Annotated in this window: 13 protein-coding genes and 1 tRNA gene; 2 read left to right on the top strand and 12 right to left on the bottom strand. The window is 62.2% G+C overall.

Annotated elements, in window-relative coordinates:
- Positions 1-7: 7 nt before the first annotated feature.
- A complete protein-coding gene (gene polA / locus HLG82_RS04630; RefSeq protein ID WP_193327527.1) occupies positions 8-2,707 on the bottom strand; it encodes a DNA polymerase I in 2,700 nt (899 codons plus the stop codon).
- 72 nt (positions 2,708-2,779) lie between these two features.
- On the opposite strand from polA, the gene HLG82_RS04625 reads away from it, so the two are divergent.
- Positions 2,780-3,148, top strand: a complete 369-nt coding sequence (locus tag HLG82_RS04625) for a hotdog fold thioesterase (RefSeq protein ID WP_193327526.1) — start codon at positions 2,780-2,782, stop codon at positions 3,146-3,148.
- On the opposite strand, the gene HLG82_RS04620 is transcribed toward HLG82_RS04625, so the two are convergent.
- The 9 genes from HLG82_RS04620 to hisF all read right to left on the bottom strand — a co-directional run bounded on the left by HLG82_RS04620 (position 3,145) and on the right by hisF (position 10,355).
- Positions 3,145-3,741, bottom strand: coding sequence for an ANTAR domain-containing response regulator (locus HLG82_RS04620; protein WP_246462447.1), 597 nt, complete (start codon positions 3,739-3,741; stop codon positions 3,145-3,147). The two genes, HLG82_RS04625 and HLG82_RS04620, sit on opposite strands and share 4 nt — an antisense overlap.
- A gap of 148 nt (positions 3,742-3,889) precedes the next feature.
- Positions 3,890-3,971: transfer RNA gene (locus tag HLG82_RS04615), tRNA-Leu, on the bottom strand.
- 72 nt (positions 3,972-4,043) lie between these two features.
- Complete coding sequence (gene pyk, locus HLG82_RS04610; protein ID WP_193327524.1) at positions 4,044-5,462, bottom strand: pyruvate kinase; 1,419 nt, start codon at positions 5,460-5,462, stop codon at positions 4,044-4,046.
- Positions 5,463-5,504: 42 nt separating this feature from the next.
- Positions 5,505-6,467, bottom strand: coding sequence for a prolipoprotein diacylglyceryl transferase (lgt, locus tag HLG82_RS04605; RefSeq protein ID WP_193327523.1), 963 nt, complete (start codon positions 6,465-6,467; stop codon positions 5,505-5,507).
- Positions 6,464-7,129, bottom strand: coding sequence for a tryptophan synthase subunit alpha (trpA, locus tag HLG82_RS04600; RefSeq protein ID WP_193327522.1), 666 nt, complete (start codon positions 7,127-7,129; stop codon positions 6,464-6,466). Before trpA ends, lgt begins: the two co-directional genes overlap by 4 nt.
- On the bottom strand, positions 7,126-8,346 hold the full coding sequence (trpB, locus tag HLG82_RS04595; protein ID WP_193327521.1) for a tryptophan synthase subunit beta: 1,221 nt from the start codon (positions 8,344-8,346) through the stop codon (positions 7,126-7,128). Before trpB ends, trpA begins: the two co-directional genes overlap by 4 nt.
- Positions 8,333-9,166, bottom strand: a complete 834-nt coding sequence (gene trpC / locus HLG82_RS04590) for an indole-3-glycerol phosphate synthase TrpC (protein ID WP_193327520.1) — start codon at positions 9,164-9,166, stop codon at positions 8,333-8,335. The genes trpB and trpC overlap by 14 nt, the downstream gene beginning before the upstream one ends.
- A gap of 56 nt (positions 9,167-9,222) precedes the next feature.
- On the bottom strand, positions 9,223-9,594 hold the full coding sequence (hisI, locus tag HLG82_RS04585) for a phosphoribosyl-AMP cyclohydrolase (RefSeq protein WP_193327519.1): 372 nt from the start codon (positions 9,592-9,594) through the stop codon (positions 9,223-9,225).
- A complete protein-coding gene (hisF, locus tag HLG82_RS04580; RefSeq protein WP_193327518.1) occupies positions 9,591-10,355 on the bottom strand; it encodes an imidazole glycerol phosphate synthase subunit HisF in 765 nt (254 codons plus the stop codon). Before hisF ends, hisI begins: the two co-directional genes overlap by 4 nt.
- A 51-nt stretch (positions 10,356-10,406) precedes the next feature.
- Between hisF and HLG82_RS04575 the strand changes: the two genes are divergently transcribed.
- Entirely contained in the window at positions 10,407-10,976 is a 570-nt protein-coding gene (locus tag HLG82_RS04575) for a uridine kinase family protein (protein ID WP_193327517.1), read from the top strand.
- On the opposite strand, the gene HLG82_RS04570 is transcribed toward HLG82_RS04575, so the two are convergent.
- Both HLG82_RS04570 and pafA read right to left on the bottom strand, forming a co-directional pair.
- Entirely contained in the window at positions 10,954-11,829 is an 876-nt protein-coding gene (locus tag HLG82_RS04570; protein WP_193327516.1) for an FKBP-type peptidyl-prolyl cis-trans isomerase, read from the bottom strand. The genes HLG82_RS04575 and HLG82_RS04570 overlap by 23 nt on opposite strands.
- A complete protein-coding gene (pafA, locus tag HLG82_RS04565; protein WP_439654677.1) occupies positions 11,822-13,186 on the bottom strand; it encodes a Pup--protein ligase in 1,365 nt (454 codons plus the stop codon). Before pafA ends, HLG82_RS04570 begins: the two co-directional genes overlap by 8 nt.
- Positions 13,187-13,200 lie beyond the last annotated feature (14 nt).

Below are 13,200 nucleotides of genomic sequence, written 5' to 3'. Positions count from 1 at the left end.
CGTCCGATCAGTGTGCGGCTTCGCGCCAGTTCCTGCCAATGCCCACGCCCACCGAAAGTGGCACCGACAGATCGGCAGCGCGCCCCATCTGTTCGCGGACGAGCGCCTCGAGCTGTTCGGCTTCGCTCGCCTTGACCTCCAGAACAAGTTCGTCATGAACCTGAAGAAGGACGCGCGACTCGAGGCCGGCGGAGGCGATCGCATCGTTGACCAGAACCATGGCGTACTTGATGATGTCAGCTGCTGATCCCTGGATCGGGGCATTGAGCGCCATACGCTCGGCGGCCTCCCGAAGCTGTCGGTTCATACTGGTCAGACCGGGAAGGTAACGACGCCGGCCCATGATCGTCGACGTGTAGCCATCCTTGCGCGCCTGTTCAACAACCGATTTCAGGTAGTCACGCACGCCCCCAAAGCGTGCAAAGTAATCCTGCATGAGGCGTTCTGCCTCGCCCACGGAGATGTGAAGCTGCTGAGAAAGCCCATAGGAGGACAGCCCGTACGCCAGCCCATAGCTCATCGCTTTGATCTTAGAGCGTTGCTCGCCCGTTACGGCGTCTTCGGACACGCCAAACACGCGCCCGGCCACGAAGTTGTGCAGATCGGCACCCTTGTTGAAGGCATCAATGAGCGCCTGATCGCCCGATAGATGAGCCATGAGACGCATCTCAATCTGCGAGTAGTCCGCCGTCATGAGGTAGTCATACCCCTCGCCCGGAACGAAGATCTCCCGGATCTGTTGTCCCTCCTGCGTGCGCGCATGGATGTTTTGAAGGTTGGGATCCGTGGAGGACAGCCGGCCGGTGGCTGCCACCGTCTGTTGATACGTCGTGTGAATTCGCCCGTCCTCTTGCACCGAGCGTTGCAGACCCTCCACCGATTGGCGAAGCTTAAGCGCGTCGCGATAATCGAGCAACGCCGACAAAAACTGCTGGGCGGCAAGCGCCGATTCGTCCTCGCGCAAGGCGATCTTGGCCAGGAGCTCAGCCAAAGCATCCGCATTCGTGGTGTATCCCGACTTCGTCTTCTTCGTCTTAGGAAGCTTGAGCCTGTCAAAGAGAACTTCTTGTAGCTGCTTTGGGCTCGAAAGGTTGACCGACGTGTCCCCGATGGCGGCGTGGGCACGCTCGAGCGCGTCCTCAACTCGCGTGTTGAAATCGTGGTAGAGGATGTCGAGTAGCTCGGTGTTAACCGCGATTCCGAGATTCTCCATGTCGAAAAGAATGCCCGACACGGCCATTTCCAGGTCGATGAGCGCGCCCGTCGGATCGACGTCCGTGAGCGCCGCCTCGAACGCCTCGCTCAGATCCTTCAAGACTCCAGCCCGCGGGGTAAGGGTTGTGACTAGTTCACCATCAGCACTGATTCCCAGCGTGTCCTGATCCCCTGCGGAAAGTGGCAGATCCCGCGCGAGATATCGCTGAACGAGATCGTCAAGATCATAGTTTCGTTGATCAGGGTGAAGGAGATAGGCCTCGATCTCGGTATCCGAGGCGATCCCGACCATCTCGATGCCGACGCCGTGCCAGGCGTGGGTGATGCCCTTCATTCCGTGCCCGATCTTCTTGTGCTCCTCGCTTTCGAGGAAGGCGACCAGTGCGCGCTCGTCGGCGACATCGAGCGCAGCGCGGTCACCATAAAACACCGCGTCCGCACTCGCGATCGCGAACATCGTCACGTCTCCGTAGCCGGGCCTGCGATCGCCCTCGATGTCCACACCCCATGGTCCGTTGTGCTCAGTGACGAAGTCCGCCAGTGGCACGCTGCCGGCCTCAATGGCAACCATCTCACGATCCTCGGTGAGTGCCTCAACCTGGTCTGAGCCCGAGCGCATCGGAAGTTCCTTCAAGACCCGTTCGCGCATGCGCGTGAAATCCAAGGTGTCAAAAAGCGCGTGCAATGCCTCGCGATCCACCCCGAGCGGGATCAGCGCATCGAAATCCTCAGCGACCGGCAGATCACGCACGAGATTATTCAACCGGCGGTTGCGGCGCACCAGCTCGATATTGGCACGCAGATTCTCGCCCGCCTTGCCCTTAATCTCGTCAGCGTGCTCGAGCAGGGCCTCGAGCCCGCCATAGTGATTCAGCCACTTCGCGGCGGTCTTCGGCCCCCACAGCGGTACGCCCGGGATGTTATCCGCGCCCTCACCCACCAGCGCCGCGAGATCCGAATACAACGCCGGCTCCACACCAGCCTTGGCGACGATAGCCGCCGGGTCAAGCACCGCCATCTGTGATCGAGGCATCGGATAAAGCAGCGTGATGTTCTCATCCACGAGCTGATAGGTATCCTTGTCACCCGAGGAAACGTAGACCCTCATGCCCCGGCTCTCAGCGCGCGTGGCGAGGGTCGCCACGATGTCATCCGCCTCAAAATCCTCAACCGTCACCCATGCGATGCCCAGGACGTCCAGCACCTGCTGAATGACAGAAATCTGCCCCTTAAACTCCTCCGGCGTAGCCGCACGCCCGCCCTTGTAATCGGCGTATTCGCGGGTGCGGAACGTGCCGCCCGGCAGATCGAATGCCACGGCGACGTGCGTGGGCGAGTAATCGGCCACGAGCTTGAGCAACGTCGAAACAAAGCCGTGGACAGCGTTCGTGTATTGGCCCTGAGCCGTCACGAAAGAATCTGCGGGCAAGGCGAAAAAGGACCTGAACGCCAGCGAATGACCATCAAGGACGAGGAGAGTTTCTTTATTCACTCCCCCAGCCTAGCGCCTAGCGCCGACACTCACATCGCCGAGCAATCGAACGTGATTGGTATTCTTTGCCATATGTGGACCACTCTAGACGAAACGCTCAACATCAGCGTCGAGACCAACACAAGAGAATGCTGCACCGTGAGCATGCCGACCGACCACGCCCGCCAGCCATACGGCGTCGTGCACGGCGGCATCAACGCGATACTCATCGAGCACGCAGGATCGCTCTTGGCCCTTGCCAACGCCCCCGACGGCAAGGTCGCGGTAGGTACCGAACTCTCGGTTTCTCACTTTGTCCCCAACGCCACCGGACTGGCACAAGCTACAGCCACGCTTGTCCACCTCGGGCGCTCGTCAGCAACCTGCCAGGTCATCGTGACCGACGAACACGGCACAACCACAGCCGCAGGCCGAATGACCTGCGTCTTCGTCAAGCGTTAGTTGTCACCAACCTGCTCGACGACGGCGTCCGCCACCTCACGCATCGTCAGACGGCGATCCATCGAGGTCTTCTGAATCCAACGGAAGGCCTCAGGCTCCGTCAGCCCCATCTTCTCCTGGAGCAGACCCTTCGCCTGATCAACCCGCTTGCGCGTCTCAAACTTCTCGGTCAACGAGGAAACCTCGTTCTCGAGCGAGGCGATCTCACGCGAACGGGACAGGGCGATTTCGACAGCCGGAATCAGGTGCTCCGGGGTGAAGGGCTTGACGACATAAGCCATCGCGCCGGCGTCACGAGCACGCTCGACGAGCTCCTTCTGCGAAAACGCGGTCAACATGACGATGGCGACCTGGTGGTCCGAGAGGATCCGCTCCGCGGCCGTGAGCCCATCCATGCCCGGCATCTTCACATCCATAACGATGAGATCGGGATCGTGCTCCTGGGCCAGCTCGATCGCTTCGTCACCCGAAGCGCCCTCAGCCACAACGGTGTAGCCCGCGTCCTGAAGCGTTTCGACAATATCTAGACGAATTAACGTCTCATCTTCGACGACGAGAGCCTTGACGGTTGCAGGATCAGTATCATCGTTGATCTTTTCTACCCGTGCGCCCGCGACTGCATCACTCACGTCTTCCTCCGATCGCTGTTTGGTTCCATGCGAGAAATAAGTTTCCTACATGCTTAATTTTACAAACTGGCAAGATGACATGTGTGCCATTAGGGCAACATCGCCAACCAAGTGCTCCCGGCGGGACTCGAACCCGCACGCCTTTCAGCGCTGCATTTTGAGTGCAGTGTGTCTGCCAATTCCACCACAGGAGCGTGAGACCTAACTGATCATACAGGAAGGTCCTGCGTGATTATCTCAGCCGAAACTGGAGAAAGATCACAGCTCTAGGCAAAAGTTTCGCCCATCTTGTGAACACGAATCGTGTTCGTCGATCCAACCTTCCCCGGAGGCATACCCGAGACGACCACCACGCGGTCGCCATCGACGGCGAAGCCGCGGTCGCGCAACGCCTGATCGACCTGCTCAACCATGTGGTCCGTGTCCTCGACCTCGGGTGTGATGATCGTCTGTACACCCCAGGTCAGCGCCAGGCGCTGACGGATGTCACGGGACGGGGTAAAGACGAGGAGCGGAATGCGAGCACGCAGGCGGGCCATACGACGAGCCGTCTGTCCAGAGGCAGTGAAGACCGCCAGGTACTTCACGCCAAGGGCCTCGCCGATGTCCATAGCCGAACGTGTGATTACGCCGTTACGGGTCCGGTGGAGGTTACCGATCTTCGGGATCGACTCGAGCCCGTGCTCCTCCGTGAACTGGATGATAGATGCCATCGTCTGGACGCAGACGATCGGGTACTTGCCCACCGACGTCTCGCCAGAGAGCATAACCGCATCCGCGCCGTCGAGAATGGCGTTCGCGCAGTCCGAGGTCTCAGCGCGGGTCGGGGTCGGAGAGGTAATCATGGACTCAAGCACCTGGGTCGCGACGATGACCGGCTTAGCATTTCGGCGAGCGATGCTGATGGCGCGCTTCTGGACGATCGGCACCTGCTGAAGCGGAAGCTCAACGCCGAGGTCACCACGGGCGACCATGATGCCATCGAAGACCGAGACGATCTCTTCGAGGGCAGTGACCGCCTGGGGCTTTTCAATCTTGGCGATGACGGGGATGCGCCTTCCGACCATATCCATGATCTGGTGAACATCCTTGACATCCTCGGCCGAACGCACGAAAGAAAGCGCGCAGATATCCGCGCCGTAGTTGAGCGCCCATTCGAGATCGATCTTGTCTTTTTCCGACAGCGCCGGCACCGAGACGGCCACTCCGGGAAGGTTCACACCCTTGTTGTTGGAAACAGTACCACCGATAAGAACCTCGGTCTTAACCTCGGGACCCTCGACGGAAACGACGCGTACCTGCACCTTTCCGTCGTCAATGAGGATGAGGTCGCCGGGCTTGCAGTCACCTGGCAACCCTTTAAAGGTAGTCGAGACAAGATCCTTGTCACCGGGGACGTCCTCAGTGGTGATCGTGAAAATATCACCCTGCTCAAGGAGAACGGGACCCGATTCGAAGGTTCCCAAACGAATCTTGGGGCCCTGGAGATCGACGAGAATAGCCACAGCCTCACCGAGCTCCTCCGCAGCCTCGCGAACCATGTCGATTCGCTGCTCGTGTTCGGCATGAGAGCCGTGGGAGGCGTTAATTCGGGCAACATTCATGCCAGCCTTGACGAGCTCGACAATTCGCTCTTTGGTGTCAGTGGCCGGACCGAGGGTACAAACAATCTTCGCTCTGCGCATGTTTCTATCTTACCTGATGAAATGATGGCGCCGACCCCGACGTCACTGACTTTCTGATGGGTTGATCACGACGACGGCGCTCGCCGGCTCTTCTGTCTGCGGCTCCACCGCCGGGTCGCTGCGCTCTGCCACGCCATCGAGCCCCGGCCCGTCGCCGATCTGCTCGCCGCGTGGGCGGCCGTCGAGATAGATGTCGGCCAGCTGAAGGTGGCTTCGCAGATAGAGTGTCAGCGCCAGAAGAACGACGACGGCGCCGGCGAGGACGATGATTGACGTCCAGACGTTGAGGCGCAAGCCCATAATCATTTGGGCGGTGTCGATTCGCATGTTCTCAATCCATACCCGGCCAAGAACGTACAAGATCACGTATATGACGGCCGTCTGCCCGCCGCGCAGCTTCAGGCGCTTTTCCAACCACACGAGGATGATCGCCATGGCCACGCACCACAGCGCCTCATAGAGGAAGGTCGGGTGGAAAAGCGTACCGGAGGCATACCCAGCGGGAAGGTGGGCGTCGTCAATCTCAAGGCCCCAAGGAAGGGTGGTGGGGCCACCGAACAGTTCCTGATTGAAGTAGTTTCCGAAGCGGCCGATAGCCTGACCGATCAACACACCCGGCGCGACGGCGTCGGCGAACGGGGCAAAACGCAGGCCGCGGCGGTGCAGGGAATACCAGCCCCCCAGCGCTCCGGCCGCGATGCCGCCCCAAATGCCGAGCCCGCCTTCCCAGACGCGCAACGCCTTCCAGGGATCGCCGTTGGGCCCCCAATACGGATCTGGAGTGGTGATGACGTGGTACAGGCGCGCGCCAACGATACCCACCAGCACCATCCATACGGCGACATCGAGTGAGACGTCGCGCGGGCCGCCCCAGCGCGTGTACCGGCGGTCGGCGATCTTCCAGGCCACGATGATGCCCGTCAGGATGCACAACGCATAGAAATGGATCGTCAACGGACCCAGCGGTATGGCGTTGATGGACGGCGATGGGATTGACGTAATCAAGAACGCTCCTTTGGAGAATGCGCGCCCGAGGCGATATCTGTGGTGAGACTGCGCACCTGACGCAGGCTTCCCGCGCGGTCCCCTTCATTATCGATCAGGCCACGAATAATTGCCGAACCCACGATCACGCCATCAGCGTATTGGCCCACCTCGTAGGCCTGTTCCCGGTCCGACACGCCGATGCCCACGCATACGTTGCGCACCCCAGCAGCGCGAGTTCGTTCCACGAGCGAGGCCGTCGAGGGCGCGATCTCCTTTTGCATACCCGTGACCCCCATCCGCGAGGCGGCGTAGACGAATCCGCGCGTGGCCTTGGCCGTGATCGTGAGCCACTCATCGGACGTCGTCGGGGCCACGAGGAAGATTCGTTCGAGGCCGTAGTTATCCGAGGCTTCGATCCATTCGCCACATTCTTCGGGGACGATGTCGGCAATGATCAGGCCGGCCCCGCCCGCGTTGGCAAGGTCGCGCGCAAAATTATCCACGCCGTAGCGGAATACCGGATTGTAGTAGGACATGACGACGGCGGCCGCCTCCACGACCGCCCTGGCCACGTCGATAGAGAAGTCGACGTCGGGGTAACCCGCCGAGAGGTAAGCGATGAACGCCGCGTGGTTGTTCGCCCGGGCCTGTTCGATCTTGTCCGCGGATAAAATATTCATTTCGCCTCCTCGCCCAAGGCAAGGTTGAAGTATGACATCGCCGTCTCCATGTCCTTATCACCGCGGCCCGAGAGCGAGACGGCAATCGTCATCTTTTCTCCGCGTTCGCCCGCCTCGCGGCCCAGTCGCATCGCGGCCGCCAACGCATGGGCCGATTCAATGGCCGGGATGATGCCCTCCGTCCGGGCAAGGGCACGGAATGCCTCCATCGCCGGCGCGTTCGCGATCGGCCAGTATTCGGCCCGCCCGGTGCGTGCCAGCCAGGCGTGTTCCGGGCCGACTCCCGGATAGTCGAGGCCGGGTGAGATCGAGGTGGAATCGAGCGTTTGGCCCTCCTCGTTTTGGAGAACGTACGTCTTCGACCCGTGGAGCACGCCCACCTCGCCTTGCGTGATCGAAGCGGCGTGCCGACCGGTCTCGAATCCATCGCCGCCGGCTTCTGCTCCGATGAGGCGCACGGTCGGGTCGTCGAGAAAGGCGTTGAACATTCCGATCGCGTTCGAGCCGCCTCCCACGCAGGCCACGACGGCGTCGGGCAACTCCCCCGTCAAGTCGAGGATCTGCGCCCGGGCTTCCTCGCCGATGATCTTTTGCAGGTCCCGTACGAGAGTCGGGAACGGGTGGGGCCCGGCGGCGGTGCCGAAAAGATAGTTGGTTGAATCAATGTTCGTCACCCAATCCCGAAACGCTTCGTTGATTGCATCCTTGAGCGTGCGTGCACCGCTATCGACCGCGACCACCTGCGCACCCAACAGGCGCATGCGAGCGACGTTGAGGGCTCGACGCTGGGCGTCCTTCGCCCCCATGTAAATCGTGCAGTCTAGGCCCAGCAGCGCCGCGGCAGTGGCGGTCGCTACCCCGTGTTGGCCCGCACCCGTCTCTGCGATGATGCGTTTCTTACCCAGCGCGCGCGTCAAGAGCGCCTGGCCGAGAACGTGGTTGACCTTGTGTGACCCCGTATGGTTGAGATCTTCGCGTTTGAGAATAATCCTCGCCCCGCCGCAGTGTTGTTCACCGAAACGGTGTGCTTCGGTGATGATGGACGGGCGCCCCGAATAGGTGCGGTGCAGATGATCGAGTTCCTCGATGAACGCCGGATCATCCTTGAGCCTCATCCAGCCCTGCTCAAGATCAGTCAATGCGGTCATGAGAGCTTCGGGGATGAATCGCCCACCGAACTCGTCGAAGTATGGTCCTTGTGCATCAGCCAATCTCATGATCATCCTTCATGGAATCGAGGGAGGGGTGCTGGCCCGCCGCAACCATATCGCGGACCACCTGGAGCGGGTTGCTACTCGTTACGAGCACCTCTCCCATGAGAACCGCGTCTGCCCCCGAGCGGGCGTAATTGAGCATGTCTTGAGTGGACTTCACAGCCGATTCGGCAACCCGGACCACCGAATCGGGAAGCATGGCGACGACGTCGTCAAAGACGCGCGCATCGACCTTAAGGGTCTTGAGGTTTCGTGCGTTGACACCGATCACGCGAGCCCCGGCGTCGAGCGCACGCCAGGCATCGTGGCGGTTGTGTACCTCGACGAGGGCCGTCATGCCCAGCGAGTGCACACGCTCAATCAGCGATGTCAGGACCGTGTCTGAAAGCGCGGCGACAATGACGAGGACCATGTCCGCCCCATGCGCGCGAGCCTCCCAGATCTGGTAGGGAGTGACGATGAAATCCTTGCGAAGGACGGGAATGTCCACCCGGGCACGAACCGCGTCAAGGTCAGCCAGCGAGCCGCCGAAACGCCGCCCTTTCGTCAGTACAGAAACGGCCGCGGCCCCGCCCGCCTCGTATATCTCGGCGAGTTCGGCCGGGTCTGGAATCAGCGACAGCCCGCCCTTCGACGGCGACCTTCGCTTAACCTCGGCGATGACCTGCACGCGGCGATGGTCGGCTGGTTTAAGCACATCGATCACGTTGAGCGGGCTGTGCATCTTCGCGGCCCGCGCTTTGAGGTCATCGAGGCTCACCCGGGCCTGACGCGAGGCGAGGTCCGCGCGGACACCGGCGATGATGTCATCCAAAACCGACATTGCTTTTCCTTCCGCTACGTCTCACTCTACGCAGGGTCCCGGCCAAGACGAAAGCGTTACGCCCCCGCCACCACGTCCGGGATGGTGACGGGCAAGTGCCCGCCTTGCAGGAAGCACGTGCGCTCTCCGGTGTGACAGGCAGCCCCGCGCTGCGTGACGCAGACGAGCAACGTGTCCCCGTCGCAATCTACCTCCACGGAGTGAACCAGCTGGATGGCCCCCGAGGTGTCGCCCTTGCGCCAATACTCTTGCCGAGAACGCGACCAAAACCAAACGCGGCCCGTCGTCAAGGTTCGTTGCAGGGCGACGTCGTTCATGTAACCGAGCATGAGGACCTCGCCGGTGGCGGCCTCTTGGATGATGGCCGGCACGAGGCCATTCGTATCGAACGTGACCCGCGCGGCGACGTCGTCAGGTAGGGCACTCATAGCCGCACCTCGATGCCCGCCTCGGCCAAGGCGGTCTTAACCTCGCCCACCGTCAACGTGCCGAAGTGGAAGACGGAAGCCGCGAGGACGGCGTCGGCACCCGCGCGCACAGCCTCGACGAAGTGCTCTGCCCTGCCGGCGCCGCCGGAGGCGATGAGCGGAACGGACACCTCGCAGCGAACCTTGTCAATGAGCTCAATGTCGAAGCCGTCGGTGGTTCCGTCGGCATCCATCGAGTTCAGCAGGATCTCCCCCGCGCCAAGATCGGCCGACCGAATCGCCCACTCGATGGCGTCAACACCCGCGCTACGGCGCCCGCCGTGCGTCGTCACCTCAAAACCCGAGGGCATGCCCGACGCCCTGCGCGCATCAACCGACAGCGTGATGACTTGGTTTCCAAACTCCGAAGCGACCTCCGTCAGTAGTTCGGGCCGCGCCAATGCCGCCGTATTAATACCGACCTTGTCGCACCCCGCGTCGAGGAGGAGGCGCACATCGTCCACGGATCGCACGCCGCCTCCCACGGTGAGAGGAACGAACACTTCCCTGGCACTTTGCCGCACGACGTCAAGCATCGTCCCGCGATTCTCAACCGAGGCCGAGACGTCGAGGAAAGTGATCTCGTCGGCTCCCATCGCAGAATATCGAGCGGCAAGTTCAACCGGATCGCCCGCATCTTTGAGATTGTCGAAATTGACGCCCTTGACCACGCGGCCGTGGGAGACGTCCAAACAGGGAATAACCCTGACGCTTACGCCCATGCTTCTCCTTTACCTTGATGCCCCATCGTAACGCGAATTAGGCTCTCACCCATGAATGGCCATCTATCGAACATCGCAATCGCCGACATCTGCGACGCGCTCCTCGCCCTGCCCGCCCCCGCCTTGGTGGGCATCGACGGGCGGTCCGGCGCAGGAAAAACCACCCTGGCGAACGCGCTTGCCGCGCGCCTCGAGGCGGCGGGACGCCGCGTGAGCACAGTCGAGGTCGAGGCGTACATTGGCGGGTGGGGCTCGCTCGTCGACGACATCGGAAAGCTCGCGCGCATGGCAGGCGAGCTTTCTCAGCGTGGTTCAACGCAGGCAACGCCGTGGGACTGGGCGAAGGAACACTGGGCGGAGCCCGTTCGCATTCCGCGAGCAGGCCAAGCCGACGTCGTCATCCTCGTCGGGTGCGGATCAACCTCGGCCTCCGTCCGGCCATACCTCGATCTCACCGTATGGCTCGAGGCCGACGCCGAGCTGCGGCTCAAGCGCGTCCGGGCGAGAGACCCTTACGACTGGTCCGAGCACTGGCCGGGCTGGGCCGCGCAGGAGGAAGCGCTGCTAGCAGAATTCCCTTCGAACGAGAAAGCGACCTTCACCCTTCTTTCGGAAGCTTAGCCAGCACGTCCATCACAATCGCAACGTCCGCCTCGCCCTGAGCTTGCGCCGCCGGCACAGCCAACACGAGACGCGAACCGACGCGCGTATCCTTGAGCCCGGACTGCAAGCCGTCGAAGACGTCGTCAACCGTCATCACCACAGGAGCCTTGGACGTCCAGGTGTTCTCAAGAACCTTGCCCTCCCCCGATACAAGGAGGTAGTTCACGACGACGGTATCGCCCGCCTTGACCTGCTGACCGCCTCCGGTAATCAGCTGATTTTCCTGGTAGCCTCCGACCGCCCCGCCGCCGGCCGTGATCGTCGGAAAGCCGTCGGCACCGATCGCCACCCCGGGCAGGCCGTTTGACGGCTCGGTCGCCCCGTGCTGACCGGGCAGGACGGTGTACAAGAGGTCGATCACGGTCACCGTTCCGGCCCTGCGGGTCTCTGGCTGGACGAGGACAATCCGGCTGCCTTCGTGCTTGCCCACCACATGCGCGGCGTAGCCCCCGAGCGAGTCCTCGCCCGCGGCGCCGGTCAGGTACTGCGAGCCCGTCTCCGCCGTCAGCCCGTCCTCGCGCAGGTAGAAGGAGGTGGCCCTTGCCAGCACCTGGGTGCCGGCATCGACGACGCGGCCCTGGCCGTCCTCGTCCACCCGGCTAAATTCGGGGACGAGCCCGTCATCGGCCTCAAAATCGGCCCTGCCCTCAACCGTGACTCCAACCGGCGCGCCGAAGGATCCACCCACGTGGACCGTCATCGGCGCGGAGACCGCACCCATGCGGTATTGCGCCGCGGATGCGGCAAAGCCCATCACCAGTCCCAGGACGATGATGAACACGACGAGGCCGATGCGGCGAAGCTTACTCACTTTCGATGAGCTCCATCAGTTCGGCGACCTCGACATTGACCGGTGCGAACGGGTCCTTGAGCAGCACCTGGCGAGCACCACCGTCCTCGAGCAGGCGAATGTTCATCCAATCCACCATGTAGTCGCGGCGATTTTCCATCGCCAGCGCAACGAAGTCGCCACGCAGTTTCGCGCGAGTCGTCTGCGGTGGGATGCCCGTAGCCCGAGCGACATCTGCCTCACTCACGAGTTTCTTCAGCCCGCCACTCGCCTCGAGCTTGGGGCGCAAACCGGCCCCGGTGATGTCATGCCAGGCAAGATCGAGCCTGAGGATACGCGGATCTCCAAGGTCAGTCCCGAGCCTCTCGGCGTAGCGGGTGAGAAGCTGACGCTTGGCCACCCAATCAATCTCGCTCGATATCGCCACGAGCTCCCCGCGCTCGAGGGCCTCCAGCGTGCGTTCCCACAGGTCAAAGACGTAGCGACGCATCGGGTCGAGTTCGGCCAGCCACCCGTTGTCCTCGAATCGTGACCGAACGAGATCGTGGACCTCGCGCTGAATCTCCAGCGCCGTCATCCTCGACCCGTCCGCCAATTCCAACACGGCGCGGCACGAGGTGTCGGCCGACACCTCGCGGATAGCGCGCACGGGCTCGGCCAGGGTTCGATCCGGAAGACGCAGCCCGTCCTCGATCGCGTCGAGCACCGCCTGCGTCGCGCCCACCTTCAGCGCGGACGTCGAATCCGACATGTTCGAATCGCCCACGATGACGTGCATGCGCCGGTAAAGCTCGGCGTCGCCGTGGGGCTCATCGCGTGTGTTGATCATCGGGCGGGAGCGGGTGGTGGCCGCCGAGACGGCGTCGTTCATCCTGTCCGCACGTTGGGAAAGCTTGAAGCGAACCTCGCCGCCGTCGACCTCGAGGAAGCCGGCCCCCACCATGATCTGACGCGTGACGAAATAGGGAATCAGGCCGTCGATGCGCTGGCGAAAGTCGCGCCGGCGCCGCACGAGGTAGTTCTCGTGGCAACCGAAGGAGTTACCGTAGGAATCACGGTTGTTCTTGAACAGATGAATACGGGCACCCGACGCCGCCAGCTTCTCATTCGCATCGCCGGCCAACTGGGCATACAGCTGATCGCCGGCGCGATCGTTGGCCAGCAGGTCGCCGAGGTAGTCGCACTCCGCGGTGGCATATTCCGGATGCGCCCCAACATCGAGGTACAAGCGGGCGCCGTTGGCCAGGAACGTGCTCGTCGAGCGCGTCTTGCGGAGCAAGGGCTCAAACAGGTGATGGGCAGCCGCCTCCGCGTCCATCGGAGGCTCCCCGCCGTTCGTCGAGGCACACAAGAGACCGTACTCGGTCTCAATGCCCATAATCCGCTGGGGAA

It is taken from the genome of Trueperella pecoris (genome assembly GCF_014926385.1).
GTDB lineage: Bacteria > Actinomycetota > Actinomycetes > Actinomycetales > Actinomycetaceae > Trueperella > Trueperella pecoris.
This window is presented reverse-complemented; position numbering and strand designations above follow the sequence as displayed.